19 protein-coding genes are annotated in these 16,016 nt (G+C 70.4%); 14 read left to right on the top strand and 5 right to left on the bottom strand.

The window, feature by feature from the left end:
• Positions 1 to 620 (top strand): CheB methylesterase domain-containing protein (locus tag VFM98_RS05970; RefSeq protein ID WP_325108986.1); only part of this gene is annotated, 620 nt, incomplete at its 5' end.
• Between the two features lie 16 nt (positions 621 to 636).
• Positions 637 to 1,968 carry a sensor histidine kinase gene (locus VFM98_RS05965; protein ID WP_325108985.1) on the top strand — a complete coding sequence of 444 codons (1,332 nt, stop codon included), beginning with the start codon at positions 637 to 639 and terminating at the stop codon, positions 1,966 to 1,968.
• Here the strand turns inward: VFM98_RS05965 and VFM98_RS05960 are convergent.
• Positions 1,896 to 2,312, bottom strand: coding sequence for a response regulator (locus VFM98_RS05960; RefSeq protein ID WP_325108984.1), 417 nt, complete (start codon positions 2,310 to 2,312; stop codon positions 1,896 to 1,898). The genes VFM98_RS05965 and VFM98_RS05960 overlap by 73 nt on opposite strands.
• Before the next feature lie 143 nt (positions 2,313 to 2,455).
• Between VFM98_RS05960 and VFM98_RS05955 the strand changes: the two genes are divergently transcribed.
• Both VFM98_RS05955 and VFM98_RS05950 read left to right on the top strand, forming a co-directional pair.
• Positions 2,456 to 3,097, top strand: coding sequence for a response regulator transcription factor (locus VFM98_RS05955; RefSeq protein WP_325108983.1), 642 nt, complete (start codon positions 2,456 to 2,458; stop codon positions 3,095 to 3,097).
• A gap of 122 nt (positions 3,098 to 3,219) precedes the next feature.
• Positions 3,220 to 3,855, top strand: a complete 636-nt coding sequence (locus tag VFM98_RS05950) for a hypothetical protein (RefSeq protein WP_325108982.1) — start codon at positions 3,220 to 3,222, stop codon at positions 3,853 to 3,855.
• Between the two features lie 34 nt (positions 3,856 to 3,889).
• Here the strand turns inward: VFM98_RS05950 and VFM98_RS05945 are convergent, their stop codons facing one another.
• On the bottom strand, positions 3,890 to 4,801 hold the full coding sequence (locus tag VFM98_RS05945; RefSeq protein ID WP_325108981.1) for a LysR family transcriptional regulator: 912 nt from the start codon (positions 4,799 to 4,801) through the stop codon (positions 3,890 to 3,892).
• 58 nt (positions 4,802 to 4,859) lie between these two features.
• Positions 4,860 to 5,669, bottom strand: coding sequence for a response regulator (locus tag VFM98_RS05940; RefSeq protein ID WP_325108980.1), 810 nt, complete (start codon positions 5,667 to 5,669; stop codon positions 4,860 to 4,862).
• Between the two features lie 145 nt (positions 5,670 to 5,814).
• Here VFM98_RS05940 and gcl point away from each other — a divergent pair, with 145 nt between their 5' ends.
• The 4 genes from gcl (at position 5,815) to VFM98_RS05920 (ending at position 11,667) form a co-directional block, all read left to right on the top strand.
• Entirely contained in the window at positions 5,815 to 7,602 is a 1,788-nt protein-coding gene (gcl, locus tag VFM98_RS05935) for a glyoxylate carboligase (RefSeq protein WP_325108979.1), read from the top strand.
• 14 nt (positions 7,603 to 7,616) lie between these two features.
• On the top strand, positions 7,617 to 8,396 hold the full coding sequence (hyi, locus tag VFM98_RS05930; RefSeq protein ID WP_325108978.1) for a hydroxypyruvate isomerase: 780 nt from the start codon (positions 7,617 to 7,619) through the stop codon (positions 8,394 to 8,396).
• Positions 8,393 to 9,289 (top strand): 2-hydroxy-3-oxopropionate reductase, encoded by an 897-nt coding sequence (locus tag VFM98_RS05925; RefSeq protein WP_325108977.1) that lies wholly within the window; start codon positions 8,393 to 8,395, stop codon positions 9,287 to 9,289. Before hyi ends, VFM98_RS05925 begins: the two co-directional genes overlap by 4 nt.
• Positions 9,290 to 9,372: 83 nt before the next feature.
• Positions 9,373 to 11,667, top strand: a complete 2,295-nt coding sequence (locus VFM98_RS05920) for an NADP-dependent malic enzyme (RefSeq protein ID WP_325108976.1) — start codon at positions 9,373 to 9,375, stop codon at positions 11,665 to 11,667.
• A gap of 117 nt (positions 11,668 to 11,784) precedes the next feature.
• Here the strand turns inward: VFM98_RS05920 and VFM98_RS05915 are convergent, their stop codons facing one another.
• Positions 11,785 to 12,051 (bottom strand): GlsB/YeaQ/YmgE family stress response membrane protein, encoded by a 267-nt coding sequence (locus VFM98_RS05915; protein ID WP_325108975.1) that lies wholly within the window; start codon positions 12,049 to 12,051, stop codon positions 11,785 to 11,787.
• A 385-nt stretch (positions 12,052 to 12,436) separates the two neighbouring features.
• Between VFM98_RS05915 and VFM98_RS05910 the strand changes: the two genes are divergently transcribed.
• The 3 genes from VFM98_RS05910 (at position 12,437) to VFM98_RS05900 (ending at position 14,159) form a co-directional block, all read left to right on the top strand.
• The gene (locus tag VFM98_RS05910) at positions 12,437 to 12,886 is read left to right on the top strand and encodes a hypothetical protein (RefSeq protein WP_325108974.1); all 450 of its coding nucleotides are present in this window, start codon (positions 12,437 to 12,439) and stop codon (positions 12,884 to 12,886) included.
• A gap of 96 nt (positions 12,887 to 12,982) precedes the next feature.
• Positions 12,983 to 13,246, top strand: a complete 264-nt coding sequence (locus VFM98_RS05905; protein ID WP_325108973.1) for a hypothetical protein — start codon at positions 12,983 to 12,985, stop codon at positions 13,244 to 13,246.
• A 298-nt stretch (positions 13,247 to 13,544) separates the two neighbouring features.
• Complete coding sequence (locus VFM98_RS05900; RefSeq protein WP_325108972.1) at positions 13,545 to 14,159, top strand: hemerythrin domain-containing protein; 615 nt, start codon at positions 13,545 to 13,547, stop codon at positions 14,157 to 14,159.
• 70 nt (positions 14,160 to 14,229) lie between these two features.
• On the opposite strand, the gene VFM98_RS05895 is transcribed toward VFM98_RS05900, so the two are convergent.
• Entirely contained in the window at positions 14,230 to 14,586 is a 357-nt protein-coding gene (locus VFM98_RS05895) for a DUF4148 domain-containing protein (protein ID WP_325108971.1), read from the bottom strand.
• A 208-nt stretch (positions 14,587 to 14,794) separates the two neighbouring features.
• Here VFM98_RS05895 and VFM98_RS05890 point away from each other — a divergent pair, with 208 nt between their 5' ends.
• The 3 genes from VFM98_RS05890 (at position 14,795) to VFM98_RS05880 (ending at position 16,011) form a co-directional block, all read left to right on the top strand.
• On the top strand, positions 14,795 to 15,388 hold the full coding sequence (locus VFM98_RS05890) for an urease accessory protein UreE (protein ID WP_325108970.1): 594 nt from the start codon (positions 14,795 to 14,797) through the stop codon (positions 15,386 to 15,388).
• Positions 15,389 to 15,470: 82 nt separating this feature from the next.
• The gene (locus VFM98_RS05885; protein ID WP_325108969.1) at positions 15,471 to 15,824 is read left to right on the top strand and encodes a hypothetical protein; all 354 of its coding nucleotides are present in this window, start codon (positions 15,471 to 15,473) and stop codon (positions 15,822 to 15,824) included.
• Positions 15,811 to 16,011, top strand: a complete 201-nt coding sequence (locus VFM98_RS05880; RefSeq protein WP_325108968.1) for a hypothetical protein — start codon at positions 15,811 to 15,813, stop codon at positions 16,009 to 16,011. Before VFM98_RS05885 ends, VFM98_RS05880 begins: the two co-directional genes overlap by 14 nt.
• Positions 16,012 to 16,016: the final 5 nt, after the last annotated feature.

The following is a 16,016-nucleotide window of genomic DNA, read 5'->3' as shown; positions in this document are numbered from 1 at the left end:
CGCGCCGCACGGCTGCCCCCGCGCGGCCACCGGCCCTGCCCGCCAAGCCGCGCGGGCGCATCGAGCTGGTCGCGATCGGCGCCTCCACCGGCGGCCCGGTGGCGCTGCAGCAGGTGCTGTGCGCGCTGCCGGCCGGCTTTCCGGTGCCGGTGGTGATCGTGCAGCACATGGCCGACGGTTTCCTGCACGGGCTGGCCGAGTGGCTCTCCGCGGCCTGCGCGGTGCGGACGCAACTGGCCACGCCGGGCGAGGCGCTGCAGCCGGGCCGCGCGTACCTGGCGCCGGACGGCATCCACCTGCTGGTGGGCGCGAACGGCGAGCTGCAGTTCGAAGCCGGGCCGCCGTTCAACGGTCACCGTCCGTCCGTGTCGCGCCTGTTCGCCTCGGTCGCGGCGCACTACGGGGCGCACGCGATCGGCGTGCTGCTCACCGGCATGGGCAAGGACGGCGCCGCGGAGCTGAAGCGCATGCGCGAGGCGGGGGCGATCACGTTCGCGCAGGACGAGGCCTCCTCGGTGGTGCACGGCATGCCGGGGGAGGCGATCCGCTGCGGCGGTGCGGTCTACGTGATGTCGCCACAGGAAATCGGGGCGGCGCTGGCGGCGCTGGTCCTGCCTTGAAGAGGAGGAAAAAACGATGAATCCCAACGATCCCCAACGCAGCGGCCTGCGCGTGGTGGTGGCCGAAGACAGCCCCACCCAGGCCGAACTGCTGCGCCAGACGCTCAGCGACGAAGGCTACGAGGTCACCGTGGCCGCCAACGGACTGGAGGCGCTGGAAGCGGCGCGCGCGCAGAAGCCGGCGCTGGTCCTCACCGACGTGGTCATGCCCGACATGGACGGCTACGCGCTGTGCCGCGCCGTCAAGGCCGATCCCGCGCTGCGCGACGTGCCGGTGATGATCGTCACCGCGCTCAACCAGATCGAAGACGTGGTGATGGCGCTGGAAAGCGGGGCCGACAACTTCATCCGCAAGCCCTTCGAGCCGCGCGCCCTGCTCGCCCGGCTGGACTTCCTGCTGGCCAACCGCCAGCTGCGCGCGCAGGACACGCAGCAAGCGGGGATCGAGATCAGCGTCGGCGGCCGCCGGCACGTGATCAACGCCGGGCGCGAACAGATCCTGGACCTGCTGTTCTCCTCCTACGAGGAGGCGCTGCAGGCCAACGAGGAACTGCGCGAGCGCCAGCGCGAGGTGCAGACCCTCAACCTGCAGCTGGCCGGCCGCGCCGTGGCGCTGGAGGAGGCCAACGAGCAGCTGCGGTCCTTCAGCCACACCGTGTCGCACGACCTGCGCTCGCCGCTCGGCACCATCGGCGGCTTCAGCACGGTGCTCGCCAACCGCTACGCCGAGCGCCTGGACGAGCGCGGGCTGCGCTACCTGAACGCGATCCGCCAGGAGACCGAGCGCATGGTGCGCATCGTCGAGGACGTGCTGTACCTGGCCAACATCGACCGCGCCCGCGTGACGCGCACCCGCGTCGACCTGGCGCAGGTCGCGCGCGAGATCGTCGAGACGTTGCAGGACGCCCAGCCGGAACGCAGGGTGTGCTTCGAGTGCGTGCCGCAGGCGCCGGTCGACTGCGACCCCCGCCTGGCCCGGATCGCGCTGGGCAACCTGCTGGGCAACGCCTGGAAGTTCACGGGCAAGCGCCCGGACGCGCGGATCGCCCTGTCCGTGCAGCCCGGCGAGGACGGCGAACCGGAATACGTGGTCGAGGACAACGGCGCCGGCTTCGACATGAGCGCGGCGCACCGGCTCTTCAAGCCTTTCGAGCGCCTGCACCGCAACGACGAATTCGAGGGCTTCGGCGTCGGCCTGGCGACCGTGCACCGCATCGTCACGCTGCACGGCGGCTGGATCCGGGCCGACTCGGCGCCCGGCCAGGGCGCCCGCTTCTACTTCACGCTCGGGCTCGCGGCCGAGGGGTCGGAGCCGGGCAGCGAGCGCACGAGCTCGCCCAGGGCATGAACGAGCTCCGGATACGCTGCCGGCTTCTGCAGGAACGCGGTGGCGCCTGCTGCCAGGCAGGCGGCGCGCTCTTCGGGCCGGGCCGCTCCGGACAGGAAGGCGACCGGCAGGCCCGGGTGGCGCTGCCGGATCTGGCGCATCAGTTCCAGGCCGTCCATGTCCGGCATGTGCAGGTCCAGCAGCACCAGCCGCGGCGGCTCGGCACCGCCGCCGTCCAGGTGCCGCAGCAGCGCCGCCGCACCGGCGAAGCCGTGCACGGGCAAAACCCCGCATTCGTCCTCGAGGGTGAGCACGACCAGTTCGCGGTAGTTCTCATCGTCGTCGACAACGAGCACAGCTTGCATTTTTGTTTTGGACAGAGGAGGAAGGATCCCCGGATGAGAGCATGCCACTACGCCAACCGCTTAAGGAAACGACCTAGTTTTCACGTCAGCCACCCTCGACATGTAACGGCCGCGCGGCCGGTCAGCCGGGGAGCCGGCGAGCGATGAAGCCCGTCGATTCGACCGTCCAGGTCGTGCTGGCCGACGACCACGAGCTGGTGCGCGCCGGCATCCGCTCGCTCCTGACCGCCATGGCGGACGTGCAGGTGATGGCGGAGGTGCGCGATGGCGCCGAGCTGCTCGAGCTGCTCGAATCCGTGCACCCGGACCTGGTGATCTGCGACATCAACATGCCGGGCATGGACGGCATCACGGCCATGCGCCGCATCCGCCAGCTCTACCCGCAGCTGCGGGTGATCATGCTGACGATGAACGATTCGGCGGAGTCGATCCGCGCGGCCATGACGGCGGGCGCCAACGGCTACGTGCGCAAGGACGCCCCCGACATCGAGCTCGAGATGGCGCTGCGCGGCGTGATGGCGACCGGCCGCTACATCGGCAGCGGCGTCGCGCAGCGCCTGCTGGAGCCGGTGGAGCCCGGCCCCGAGGAGCTGCTCACCGAGCGCCAGATCGAGATCCTGCGCCTGCTGGCCGGTGGCAAGAGCTCGAAGGAGATCGCCTACGACCTGGGCCTGAGCTCCAAGACGGTGGACGTGCACCGCACGCGCATCATGGAACGCCTCGGCCTGAAGGACGTCGCCAGCCTGACGCTGTACGCCGTGCGCAAGGGCTTGATCAAACCCTAGCCGCATCCGTTTGTAACGCGCACGCCGCTTTTTCCGCATTCCCGCCCGGGCGCGGCGGCATTTGACCTACGCCCGGGCGCAGCCCCCATGGTGTCATCACGGCATTCGACTGGAGGGCAGGAATGGTAGGGACGGAAGAAAAGGGCAGGCTGCTGGCGGAGTTCTCGATCAACGTGCAGCGGCATTTCCCGGACGTGTGGCGCAGCCTCTTCGAGGAGCGCTCGGGCAACGCGAAGTTCGGCTCGGCGCAGCGCACGCTGGTCTGCGTGGAATGCCCCGTCTCCGGCCCGCTCAAGCGCGATGCGCTGCTGGCCAGCCTGCGCCGGCTGGCGCGCCGCCACGAAGGCACCGTGGATCCCTGCGCGGACGAATTCGCCTTCGTCAGCTTCGGCAACCCGCAGGATGCACTGGCGATGGCGGTGGAACTGCAGCGGCTGGTGGCCCGCGCGCGCCTGCGCGTCGGCCTGGCTTCCGGCCGCTGCCGCATGGCGCGCTGCGACGCGGCCGGCCAGGCCTTCCTCATGCTGCTGGGCGACGAGCGCGCCCGCGTGCGAACGCTGACCCTGCATGCCGCACCGGGCAGCGTGCAGCTGGCGCCCGGCGCCTACGAGGACCTGCGCGACGCCATCGACAGCACCCTGGGCAGCTGCATCGTGATGGAGAGCTTCGAGGACGACGAACTGCACGAGGTCTCGCTGACGCTGCCGCCCGATCCGATGGCGGACCTCAGCACCTTCGCCGGCCTCGGCCTCACCTGAGGCGTTTGCGGCGCAGGGCGCGCCGCGCACCGCCTCAGTGCGGCAGGCTCTCCCACCAACGCGCCGCGAAGCGCCCCTGCAGGAAGCCGATGAAGGCCAGCACCTTCTGCGGCACCAGCTTGGGCGAGGGGTAGACGGCGTGGATCTCCTGCTCCGGCAGGCTGTGGCCCTTGAGCACCTCCACGATCGCGCCGGAGGCGAGCGAATCGGCCGCCACGTACCAGGGCAGCGCCGCGATGCCCATGTCCGAGCGCGCCGCCGCCAGCACCGCGGAGAGGTTGTTGGAGCGCAGCCGCGGCGTCACGTGCACCGTCACCGCCTCGTGCCGCGGCGTGAGCACGCGCCAGGCGTCGTGGCCCTGCACGCTGCTGTAGATCAGGGTGGCGTGGTCGCTCAGGTCGGCAGGGCGGCGCGGCGTACCGCAGCGCTTCAGGTAGCGCGGGGACGCGGCCAGCAGCCAGGGATTGGCCCCGAGCAGGCGCGCGCCGAGCGAGGAATCGGCCAGCTTGCCGAGCCGGATCGCCACGTCGATGCCCTGCGCCACCAGGTCCGTGTAGCGGTCCTCGAAGCTCAGGTCCACCTGCAGCAGCGGATGCTGGCGCATGTACTCCAGCGCCAGCGGCACCACCACGCGGCGGCCGAAGGCCACCGAGCTGCCCACGCGCAGCAGGCCCTGGGCCGGCGACTGCTGCAGGCGCACCACGTTCTCGGCCTCCTCGGCCTCGCGCACGACGGCCTTGCACTTCTCGTAGTACAGCGCGCCGGCCTCGGTGAGGCTCACGCCGCGCGTGTTGCGATTGAGCAGCCGCGCCTTCAGCCGCGCCTCGGTGGCGGCGATCTGCTTGGTGACGGTGGGCTGGGTGGTGGAGAACTCGCGCGCCGCGCGCGAAAAGCTGCCCGTCTCGACGACGCGCACGAACATCTCCATGGCCTGCAGGCGATCCATCCGGCCATTCCAGCGCGGAATGGCCGGCCTGGCAAGTCGCGCCGGTGCGCGGCGCCGGCTACCGTGGCTTGGGGCCCGACCAGGCGCCCGCGTCGCCGCGCCCCGGCGGATCCTCCTCCGGCAGGCCCCGCACCGTGCGCACGGCGCGCAGCAGCGCGTCGGGCTCGAAGGGCTTGGTGATGTAGCCGTCGGCACCGCCGGCGATGCCCTTGAGCACCGCCTCGCGCGTGGCCTTGCCCGTGAGCATGATCACCGGCACGTTCTTCAGCGCCGGATGCTGGCGCACCCGCAGCAGGATGTCGAAGCCGTCGGCATCCGGCAGCATCACGTCGAGCAGGATCAGGTCGGGGATCGGCGGGCGGCGGATCTCCGCCACCACCTCGGCCCGGTTGTGGGCGTTGCGCACCTCGAAGCCGGAGAGCTTCAGCAGCGTGCCCGTGAACTTGCCGAGCGCCACGTCGTCCTCGATCACCACCGCCGTCGGCGCCCGCCCCGGGTGCGGCGCCGGCAGCGTGCTGCGCTCGCGCGCGATCTGCACGTAGAAGCCGCTGCGCTGCAGCGAGGACAGGCCGGCGTCCGCCTTCTCCGGCTGCACCGCGTGCGTGAGCAGTTCCACCTGCGCGTTCCAGGTGCGGGTGAAGGGATCGAGTTCCACCAGCGTGACCAGCCGCCGGTCCAGCAGGGTGCGGAACACGGCGTCGAAGCCCACGCGGGCGGGCGGCGGCAGGCTCGCCACCACCTGGGCGATCGTCAGCGTGCCATCCAGCCGCACCAGCACGTCGATCTGCGCCGGCGTCAGGCGCGTGGCGCTGCTGCGCAGTTCGCTCTCGCCCAGCGGCGTCAAACCGTAGATGTCTTCGTTCTGCATGGCACCTCCGGCAATCCTGCGGTGCAGTTTAGCCGCCGGGCTCGCATTCCGGAACCGAATAAGTCATATGGCCGCGCCGCGTCTTCTGCCGGGCCGGCCCGCTGCCTAGAGTGCGCCCCATGCACCGAACCACAGGAGACACGACATGGCAAGAATGACTGCCGCCCAGGCCGCCGCCTGGGTACTCGAGAAGGAAGGGATCACGCAGGCCTTCGGCGTGCCCGGGGCCGCGATCAACCCGTTCTACGCCGCACTGCGGCGGCAGGGGACGATCGCGCACATCCTGGCGCGCCACGTGGAGGGCGCCTCGCACATGGCCGAAGGCTACACGCGGGCGGCGCCGGGCAACATCGGCGTGTGCATCGGCACCTCGGGACCGGCCGGCACCGACATGATCACCGGGCTCTACTCGGCCCAGGCCGATTCGATCCCGATCCTGTGCATCACCGGGCAGGCGCCGCGCGCGCGCCTGCACAAGGAGGACTTCCAGGCCGTCGACATCGAGTCCATCGCCAAGCCGGTGACCAAATGGGCCGTCACCGTGCGCGAGCCGGCCCAGGTGCCGCGCGCCTTCCAGCAGGCCTTCCACCTGATGCGCTCGGGCCGCCCGGGGCCGGTGCTGATCGACCTGCCGGTGGACGTGCAGACCGGCGAGATCGAATTCGACCCCGACACCTACGCGCCGCTGCCGGTCTACAAGCCGGCCGCCACCCGCGCGCAGGCCGAGCGCGCGATCGCGCTGCTGCAGGAGGCGGAGCGTCCGCTGGTCGTGGCCGGCGGCGGCATCATCAATGCCGACGCGTCGGCGCTGCTGGTGGAGTTCGCCGAGCTCACCGGCGTGCCCGTGATTCCCACCCTCATGGCCTGGGGCAGCATCCCCGACGACCACCCGCTGATGGCCGGCATGTGCGGCCTGCAGACCAGCCACCGCTACGGCAACGCCACCCTGCTGGCGAGCGACTTCGTGCTGGGCATCGGCAACCGCTGGGCCAATCGCCACACCGGCTCGGTCGAGGTCTACACCAAGGGCCGGAAGTTCGTCCACGTGGACATCGAGCCGACCCAGATCGGCCGCGTGTTCGCGCCCGACTTCGGCATCGTCTCCGATGCCGGCGCGGCGCTGCGCCTGTTCATCGAGGTGGCGCGCGAGATGAAGGCGGCCGGCCGGCTGAAGGACCGCCGCGCCTGGGCCGCCGACTGCCTGGAGCGCAAGCGCACCATGCTGCGCAAGAGCAACTTCGACGACGTGCCGATGAAGCCGCAGCGCGTCTACCAGTGCATGAACCGCGCCTTCGGCCCGGAGACGTGCTACGTCACGACCATCGGCCTGTCGCAGATCGCCGCCGCCCAGTTCCTGCACGTGTTCGGCCCGCGCCGCTGGATCAACTGCGGCCAGGCCGGCCCGCTGGGGTGGACGGCGCCGGCCGCGCTGGGCGTGCGCGCGGCCGACCCGACCCGGCCCATCGTCGCGATCTCGGGCGACTACGACTTCCAGTTCCTGCTGGAAGAGCTGGCCGTGGGCGCGCAGTTCAAGCTGCCCTACATCCACATGGTGGTGAACAACTCCTACCTCGGGCTCATCCGCCAGGCCCAGCGCGCCTTCGAGATGGACTACTGCGTGCAGCTGGCCTTCGACAACATCAACCTGCCGGCCGGCACGCCCGAGCGCAGCTACGGCGTCGACCACGTCAAGGTGGTCGAAGGCTTGGGCTGCAAGGCGATCCGCGTGCACAAGCCGGACGAGATGGCGCCCGCGATCGCGCAGGCCGAGGCCTGGATGAAGGAGTTCCAGGTGCCGGTGGTGATCGAGGTGATCCTGGAGCGCGTGACCAACATCGCGATGGGCGCCGAGATCGACAAGATCGTGGAGTTCGAGGAGCTGGCGAGCTCGCCGGCCGACGCGCCGACCGCCGTGGCGGTGATGAGCGAGTGAGGAGGACCGCAACCATGCCGAGATTCGCCGCCAACCTGAGCATGCTCTTCACCGAGCTGCCCTTCCTGGACCGCTTTGCGGCGGCCCGCGCCGCGGGCTTCCGCGCCGTCGAATACCTGTTTCCCTACGAGTACCCGAAGGAGGAACTGGTCGCGCGCCTGCGCGGCGAGGGCCTGAAGCAGGTGCTGCACAACCTGCCGGCCGGCGACTGGGCCGCCGGCGAACGCGGCATCGCCTGCCATCCGAACCGGGTCGACGAATTCCGCGCCGGCGTCGAGCGCGCCATCCTCTACGCCCACGCGCTGGACTGCAGCCAGCTCAATTGCCTGGCCGGCAAGCTGCCCGCCGGCGTGGCACGCGAGCAGGCGCAGGAAACGCTGGTGGCCAACCTGCACCACGCCGCCGGCCGCCTGCGCGAGGCCGGCATCCGACTGCTGGTGGAGCCGATCAACAGCTACGACATCCCGGGCTTCTTCCTCACCCGCACCGAGCAGGCCATCGCGCTGCTGCAGCAGGTGGCGAGCGACAACCTGTTCGTGCAGTACGACATCTACCACGCGCAGCGCATGGAAGGCGAGCTGGCCGCCACGCTGCAGCGCTACCTGCCCCAGATCGGCCACATCCAGCTGGCCGACAACCCGGGGCGCAACGAGCCGGGCACCGGCGAGATCCATTACGCCTGGCTGCTGCGCCACCTCGATGCGCTGGGCTGGAAGGGCTACATCGGCTGCGAGTACCGCCCGCGCACGACGACCCTGGAAGGACTGGGCTGGATGAAGGAGTTCGCGCAATGACGACGGCACGGAAGATCGGTTTCATCGGCCTGGGCGTGATGGGCGCGCCGATGGCAGGCCACCTGCGGGCGGCCGGCCACACCCTGTTCGTGCACACCCGCAGCAAGGTGCCCACGGCGCTGGTGGAAGCCGGCGCCACCGTGTGCACCAGCGCCCAGGGCGTGGCGCAGCGCGCCGACATCGTGTTCCTGATGCTGCCCGACACGCCGGACGTGGAGAAGGTGCTGTTCGGCCCCGAGGGCGTGGCCGCGGGGCTCGCGCCCGGCAAGACCGTGGTGGACTGCAGCTCGATCGACCCGATCGCCACCCGCGGCTTCGCGGCGCGCATCGCCCGCGCCGGCTGCGACTACCTCGACGCCCCGGTCTCGGGCGGCGAGGTGGGCGCCAAGGCCGCCAGCCTGAGCATCATGGTCGGCGCGAGCGAGGCCGCGTTCGAGCGCGTGCGGCCCCTGCTGGCGCTGATGGGCAAGAACATCACGCACGTGGGCGCGGTCGGTGACGGCCAGGTCTGCAAGGTCGCCAACCAGATCATCGTGGGCCTCAACATCGCCGCCGTCGCCGAGGCGCTGGTGTTCGCGAGCAAGGCCGGCGCCGACCCGGCCCGGGTGCGGCAGGCCCTCATGGGCGGCTTCGCCAGCTCGCGCGTGCTGGAGGTGCATGGCGAGCGCATGCTGAAGCGCACTTTCCAGCCGGGCTTCCGCATCGCGCTGCACCAGAAGGACCTGAACCTCGCGCTGCAGGGCGCGCGCAGCCTCGGCATGGCGCTGCCGCAGACGGCCATCGCCGCGCAGCTGATGCAGGCCGGCGACGCGCTGGGCGTGGCGCAGGAGGACCATTCGGCGCTGGTGCGGGTGCTGGAAACGCTGGCGCAGCACGCGCTGCCGGGAAGCTGATCCGGATCAAGCCCGCGCACTTTCCTCCCCGCGGCGATCGGCGTAGGGTGACGGGTTCCAGAACAAGGAGTGCGGAGTCCTTCATGCATGAACCCACCACCCAGGCCGAACTGGCGCTGCGCGACGCGGCGCGCGAGTACCACCGCAGCCCCAGCCGCGGCAAGATCTCGATCACGCCGACCAAGCCGCTGTCGAACCAGCGCGATCTCTCGCTGGCGTACTCGCCGGGCGTCGCCTATCCCTGCCTCGACATCCAGGCCGATCCGGCGCTCGCAGCGGAGTTCACCTCGCGCGCCAACCTGGTGGGCGTGATCACCAACGGCACGGCGGTGCTGGGCCTGGGCGACATCGGCCCGCTGGCCGGCAAGCCGGTGATGGAAGGCAAGGGCTGCCTGTTCAAGAAGTTCGCCGGCATCGACGTGTTCGACATCGAGCTGGCCGAGCGCGATCCCGACAAGATCGTGGACATCGTCGCCGCGCTGGAGCCCACGCTGGGCGGCGTCAACCTGGAGGACATCAAGGCGCCGGAGTGCTTCTACATCGAGCGCAAGCTGCGCGAACGCCTGAACATCCCGGTGTTCCACGACGACCAGCACGGCACGGCGATCATCTCCTCCGCCGCCCTGCTCAACGGGCTGGAGTTGGTGGGCAAGAAGATCGAGGACGTGACGCTGGTGTCCTCCGGCGCCGGGGCGGCGGCCATCGCCTGCCTCGACATCTTCGTCGGCCTGGGCCTGCAGCGGCGCAACATCTACGTGGTCGATTCCAAGGGCCTGATCTACCAGGGCCGGCCCGGCGGCTTCGACGAATCGAAGGCGAAGTACGCGCAGGACACCTCGAAGCGCACGCTGGCCGAGGTGGTGAAAGGCGCGGACGTGTTCCTCGGCTGCTCCACCGCCGGCGTGCTGACGGCGGACATGGTCCGCTCCATGGCGGACAAGCCGATCATCCTGGCACTCGCCAATCCGGAGCCGGAGATCCGGCCCGAGCTGGCCAGGCAGGCACGGCCCGACTGCATCATCGCCACCGGCCGTTCGGACTACCCGAACCAGGTCAACAACGTGCTGTGCTTCCCCTACATCTTCCGCGGCGCTCTGGACTGCGGCGCCACCAAGATCACGGAAGCGATGAAGCTGGCCGCCGTGCGCGAGATCGCGCAGCTGGCCAAGGCCGACATCAGCGAGGAAGTGGCCAACGCCTACGCGGGCAAGGAGCTCGCCTTCGGGCCCGACTACATCATTCCGACGCCCTTCGACTCGCGCCTGATCCTGCGCATCGCGCCCGCGGTGGCGCGGGCGGCGGCGGAGTCGGGCGTGGCCACCCGCCCGATCGCCGACTTCGATGCCTACGCGCAGAGCCTGACGCGCTTCGTCTACCAGACCGGCATGATCATGCGGCCGGTGTTCGTCGCCGCCAAGAAGGCCAGCGCGCAGCGCATCGCCTACGCCGAAGGCGAGGACGAGCGGGTGCTGCGCGCGGCGCAGCTCGCGCTCGACGAGAAGATCGCCCGGCCGATCCTGATCGGCCGGCCGGCGGTGATCGAGACGCGCATCGCCAAGGCCGGCCTGCGGCTGCGGCTGGGGCAGGACGTGGAGGTGGTGAACCCCGAGAGCGACGCCCGCTTCCGCCAGTACTGGGAAACCTACCACCGCATCATGGGCCGCGACGGCGTGACGCCCGAGGCCGCCAAGGCGGCGGTGCGGCGCTCCAACACGCTGATCGGCGCGCTCTCGGTGCACCTGGGCGATGCCGACGCCATGCTGTGCGGCATGGTCGGCCGCTTCGACCAGCACCTGGAGCACGTGCGCACCGTGATCGGCTGCCGCGAGGGCGAAGGCCTGGCCGCGCTCAACGCGCTGATGCTGCCGGACCGCACCCTCTTCATCGCCGACACCTATGTCAACGAGGACCCGGACGCCGCGCTGCTGGCGCGCATCGCGCTGATGTCGGCCACCGAGGTGCGGCGCTTCGGACTGCCGCCCAAGGTGGCCTTCCTCTCGCACAGCAACTACGGCTCCTCCACCCGGGCCTCGGCGCTGAAGATGCGGCAGGCGCGCGACATCTTTCGCAAGATGGCGCCCGACATCGAGTGCGACGGCGAGCTGCAGGGTGACTCGGCGCTGTCGGACAAGGTGCGCGGCCTCAGCCTCATGGAAGGGGGCACGCTCACCGGCGAGGCCAACCTGCTGATCTGCCCCAACCTCGATGCCGCCAACATCCTCTTCAACGTGCTGAAGATGACGGGCGGGCACGGCATCACCGTGGGGCCGATGCTGCTGGGCGCGCGGGCGCCGGTGCACGTGCTGACGCCGTCGGCCACGGTGCGGCGCATCGTCAACATGACGGCGCTGGCGTCGGCGACCTCGGTGCGGAGCTGACCGGCCTGTTCCCGCTGCGCGCGGGAACGACGGCCGGACAAGAAAAAAGGAGCGCCGCCGGCGCTCCCGGATGCGGGCGTGGGCCCGCGAACTGCGCTTCTTCGTCTTGGGAGGCTGTCAGCGCACGCGGCCGCGGCGGAACAGGTTCACGATGGCCAGCAGGATCACCGCGCCGATCAGGGACACGACGACCGAGCCGATGCTGATGCCCTGGTTGATGGTGCCCACGCCCACCAGGGGGGAGATCAGCCAGCCGCCGAGGAAGGCGCCCACGATGCCCACCACGATGTTCAGCAGGATGCCCTGCTGGCCATCGGTGCGCATGATCAGGCTGGCCAGCCAGCCGACGATACCGCCAATGATCAACCAAATCAGAAAACCCATAGTGCACTCCTTGAGCCGCGAACGGCGAGTTGTTGAAGGTCGGGCCGCGGCCCGGCCTGGGCCACGTCCACCTGCCCATGGAGGGCCGGTGCTGCTCACTATGGGCCGGCAGGCCAAGCAGGGGCGTAGGAGCGGTAATCCGAATCGGTGCGGGCCCGGCGCGAGGCCGCGTCGGACAAAGCGCACTGTCGTGGACGAGGGCGCCCATTGACACGGCTGGACGGTCCTCACTGCTGACCCGGTCCCTGCGCGAACTCAGCTTCAAGGCGAAGTCCTACCCGGCCATGGGTGCTGCCTGCCATGCAGGAAAGCCCCTCTCCGGCAGTCCGCCCATGGCCCCGTCGCGACACTGCGTTCATCCAACCGAATGCAAGGAGTCCGGAACATGAAAGCGACTGAAGCTCGCTCGCGCAAGAGCCTGATCTCGTTCGGCATCACCGCGCTGCTGGCGCTGGGCGCCGCCACCGCGCAGATCGCCACGGCCGCCAGCATCAACGGCATCGACACCGGGATCGACGACAGCGGCAACTACCGCAGCGAGGTGCAGGCCTGCCTGAGCGGCCACACGCAGCAGGACCAGGCCACCTGCCTGAAGGAAGCCCGCAATGCGCGCGCCGACAAGCAGCGCGGCGTGCTGGACACCGAGGGCGACCTGCAAGCCAATGCGCTGGCGCGCTGCGACGTGTTCCAGGCCGGTGACGACAAGGCCGCCTGCCAGGCCCGCGTGATGGGCGCCGGCAACGTGGCCGTGGAGGGCAGCATCGCCGGCGGCGGCCTGCTGACCGAGGCCCAGACCCAGGTGCCGTCGACCACCGCGACGCTGGGCAACCGCTGAGCGGATTCCCCCAAGGCAGCCACGGGCTGCCGTCCTACAGCCAGACCCGCTGCAAGGGCTAACCTTGCGCGGGTCGATCCTTTTTCGGAGCCCCCCATGAACGAGAACGAGGACAAGGAGGCCCGCGCCAGGCACGGGTACCGCAACGAGGTGAGCTGGGACGGCGGCAAGGGCCGCCAGCCTTACGGCAACCAGGAGGAACAGCACGGTCCGGCAGCGGCGCACGAGACCGAGGCAGGCAACCGCGGCCCGGCCTCCGGGCGCAACGTCGAGGACGACGAGGCGTTCAGGGGCTTTCCCGAGCCGCCCGAAAAGGAAGCGCCCCGCGAGGACAGGTCCGGGCGGGGCGGCGTGAGCTGAGACGGCGCTCAGATGACGTGGAACAGCATCAGCAGGATCACGATGCTGAGCGGCACGCCGAGGAGCCAGAGAATGACAGGCATGCAAACCTCCTTGGGTACATTGCTGCCTCCAGCCTAAGGAAGCGGCGGCCACGGCGCTGCCGGGCGCCTGCGGGAGCAACGGTAGGAAGCTGCCGGCCCCGCGAGCGGGACACAGCCCTCCCGGGCCGCACCCGACAGCGGCCGCCGCCGCCGTCCGACAGCCGCGATGCGGCGCTTATCGCCCAATGGCACCACCATCGAGGGAGCACCGACACATGGCCACCCTGCTAACCCAGCTCTCGCCCAGCATCACCAACATGATCCGGCTGGATCACACGCACGTGCTGACGGCCTTCCACCAGTACGAGATCGGCTCCTCCGAGCGGCAGAAGCGCGGGCTGGCCGACAACGTGTGCCTGGCCATCGAGATCCACGCGCAGCTGGAGGAAGAGATCTTCTATCCCGCCATGCGGCTGGTGGCGGACAACGAATTCGTGCGCAAGAGCACGCCCGAGCACGACGAAATGCGCGGCCTGATCTCGCGCCTGCGCAACATGCCCACCGAGGACGTCGCCTTCGACGACACCTTCTTCGAGCTGATGCGGCACGTGATGCACCACGTGGCCGACGAGGAGACGGTGCTGCTGCCGACCGCCGAGCGGCTGATCCCCGAGCAGCTCTCCGAGCTCGGCGCCCGCATGACCAAGCGGCGGCTCGAACTGGCGGGCCCGCGCACGCCGGAGCTCGCGAGCAGCATGGCGCGCTCGATGAGCGCGGGCACGATGATCGGCCTCGGCAGCATGATGCTGGCGGGCGCCTACCTGCTCACGCGCGGCAAGTACGGCGACCGGCTGGCGAGCGCGCGGGCGCGCTTCTCGCGGGCGCTCTGAAGCGAAAAAAAGGCGCCGCGGATGCGGCGCCTCGCACAAGGCCCGCCGGAGCGGGCAAGGAGACACAGGGTCATTCGGCGACCGGCAGCGCGGCCATCTGCGGCCCGACGGCGCGCGGCAGCGCGCGGTGGGCCAGGTAGCCGGAGCCGCTGTCCTCGCCGTTGAGCGCGGAGACCAGCGCGCGCTCGGCCAGGAACTCGGCCTGCACCTCGGCGCGGGTGCGCGTGCTGCGGAACTCGTGCAGCGGGTTGTAGCCGTCGGCGTAGGGGTCGATGCCGGTGCTGCGGTGCTGCGCCAGTTCGGCCTGCACCTGCGCGCGGGTCAGGCTGGCCTTGAAGGGCAGGCTGTCGGTCATCGGGGTCTCGGCGAAGGCGCTGGCGGCGACGAGGGAGGCGGCGGCGAACGTGAGGGTGATCTTGCGGTTCATGGCATTCCTCTTTGGGTGTGAGCTGGTTCGGGCATCGGCGTCCCCTGGGGGAGAGAGTTGCGGTGCGGCGCCGATGGGACGAACTCTAGGCAGCGCGTTCGCGAGCGGATGTGCGATTCCGCACCCGCGCGTGCAGGTCACCCCGCGCGAGTGCGCAATACGCCGCAATCGAGCCTCCTCCCGATGGAGGAAGGGCTAGACTGGCCCCATGCTGCAAGTCACCAAGATCCTGCACCAGGGGCACGGCCTGGCCAAGGCCCTGTTGAAGCGCGCGGCGACCGTGGAGCTCGAATGGGAGCTGCGCCGGCAGGCCCACTTCGAATGCACCGATTCGCAGGGGCGCCAGCTCGCGGTCTTCCTGCCGCCCGGCAGCGTGGTGCGCGGCGGCGACGTGCTGGTGGCGGAGGACGGCTCCATGGTGCGCGTCGCCGCCAAGCCGCAGCCGCTGATGCAGGTGCGCCCCGGCGACCGCGGCAGCGCCACCGACCTGCTGCGCGCGGCCTACCACCTGGGCAACCGCCACGTGGCGATCGAGCCGCACGTGGACCACCTGAAGATCGAGCCGGATCCGGCGCTGGCCGAGATGCTGCGCGCGCTGCACCTGGCGGTGACGGACACCTTCGGCTCCTTCGAGCCGGAAGGCGCGTTCGAGGGGCATGGCGATCACCTGCACGACGAGCATCACACGGCCCACCGCCACACCGGCACGCCCGAGGACCACGAGCACGAGCACGACACCCAGGTGCACGACCACGAGCACGACAGCCATCGGCACGGCGAACATGGGCAGTCGCGTGGCTAATGCCGCGTAGTCGCCCGACGGTCATGCGGAAGAGGCGCCGTCCTACACCTGAGGCGGTAACGATCACTTACTTTGGCCGCCCATGGAACTGTTGCGCGATGCGCCCCCCGGCTTCGACCCCGTCGCGAATGCCTTCGCGATGGCGAAGCTGCTGCCCAGCACCCACCGCATGGGGGTGAAGATCGGGCTGGCGCGTGACGGCCTGCTGTTCGCCGTCGGCCAGCTCGAGGGCTACCGGCAGGTGAACTTCTTCGCCGAACACCTGCGCAACAGCGGCTGGCACGAGCACCTGCTCGGTGGCGAAACCGACATGCAGGGCTGCGACATGCTGTTCGCGCACCCGGCCGACGGCGGGCGCGAGGACGACGACCCTTCCTTCATCCGGCGGGCGCCGGTCGAACTCTGGCCCGCCAAGCTGCCCCATGCCGATCGATAGCCACGACGACCAGGACCCGACGCTGCCGCCGCCCGGCAGGCGCTGGGGCGCGGGCGCGCAGAGCGTGCTGCCCTACCTGACGAAGTCGCTGCAGGCCCGGCCCGCCAGCGGGCCGGAGCAGGCGCGCGAAAGCAAGCCGGCCGCGGACGCGCGCCTGCCCGAGCGGCCGTCCTCGCCGGCGGCCTGAAGACC

It is taken from the genome of Ramlibacter sp. (assembly GCF_035706265.1).
GTDB lineage: Bacteria > Pseudomonadota > Gammaproteobacteria > Burkholderiales > Burkholderiaceae_C > Ramlibacter.
The sequence above is the reverse complement of the archived record's forward strand: the minus strand, read 5'-3'. Positions and strand labels throughout refer to the sequence as shown.

Excerpts from the sequence above, each read along its gene's own strand:
- VFM98_RS05965 (WP_325108985.1), top strand. The coding sequence starts at position 637 with ATGAATCCCAACGATCCCCAACGCAGCGGCCTGCGCGTGGTGGTGGCC.
- VFM98_RS05960 (WP_325108984.1), bottom strand. The coding sequence starts at position 2,312 with ATGCAAGCTGTGCTCGTTGTCGACGACGATGAGAACTACCGCGAACTG.
- VFM98_RS05955 (WP_325108983.1), top strand. The coding sequence starts at position 2,456 with ATGAAGCCCGTCGATTCGACCGTCCAGGTCGTGCTGGCCGACGACCAC.
- VFM98_RS05950 (WP_325108982.1), top strand. The coding sequence starts at position 3,220 with ATGGTAGGGACGGAAGAAAAGGGCAGGCTGCTGGCGGAGTTCTCGATC.
- VFM98_RS05945 (WP_325108981.1), bottom strand. The coding sequence starts at position 4,801 with ATGGATCGCCTGCAGGCCATGGAGATGTTCGTGCGCGTCGTCGAGACG.
- VFM98_RS05940 (WP_325108980.1), bottom strand. The coding sequence starts at position 5,669 with ATGCAGAACGAAGACATCTACGGTTTGACGCCGCTGGGCGAGAGCGAA.
- gcl (WP_325108979.1), top strand. The coding sequence starts at position 5,815 with ATGGCAAGAATGACTGCCGCCCAGGCCGCCGCCTGGGTACTCGAGAAG.
- hyi (WP_325108978.1), top strand. The coding sequence starts at position 7,617 with ATGCCGAGATTCGCCGCCAACCTGAGCATGCTCTTCACCGAGCTGCCC.
- VFM98_RS05925 (WP_325108977.1), top strand. The coding sequence starts at position 8,393 with ATGACGACGGCACGGAAGATCGGTTTCATCGGCCTGGGCGTGATGGGC.
- VFM98_RS05920 (WP_325108976.1), top strand. The coding sequence starts at position 9,373 with ATGCATGAACCCACCACCCAGGCCGAACTGGCGCTGCGCGACGCGGCG.
- VFM98_RS05915 (WP_325108975.1), bottom strand. The coding sequence starts at position 12,051 with ATGGGTTTTCTGATTTGGTTGATCATTGGCGGTATCGTCGGCTGGCTG.
- VFM98_RS05910 (WP_325108974.1), top strand. The coding sequence starts at position 12,437 with ATGAAAGCGACTGAAGCTCGCTCGCGCAAGAGCCTGATCTCGTTCGGC.
- VFM98_RS05905 (WP_325108973.1), top strand. The coding sequence starts at position 12,983 with ATGAACGAGAACGAGGACAAGGAGGCCCGCGCCAGGCACGGGTACCGC.
- VFM98_RS05900 (WP_325108972.1), top strand. The coding sequence starts at position 13,545 with ATGGCCACCCTGCTAACCCAGCTCTCGCCCAGCATCACCAACATGATC.
- VFM98_RS05895 (WP_325108971.1), bottom strand. The coding sequence starts at position 14,586 with ATGAACCGCAAGATCACCCTCACGTTCGCCGCCGCCTCCCTCGTCGCC.
- VFM98_RS05890 (WP_325108970.1), top strand. The coding sequence starts at position 14,795 with ATGCTGCAAGTCACCAAGATCCTGCACCAGGGGCACGGCCTGGCCAAG.
- VFM98_RS05885 (WP_325108969.1), top strand. The coding sequence starts at position 15,471 with ATGGAACTGTTGCGCGATGCGCCCCCCGGCTTCGACCCCGTCGCGAAT.
- VFM98_RS05880 (WP_325108968.1), top strand. The coding sequence starts at position 15,811 with ATGCCGATCGATAGCCACGACGACCAGGACCCGACGCTGCCGCCGCCC.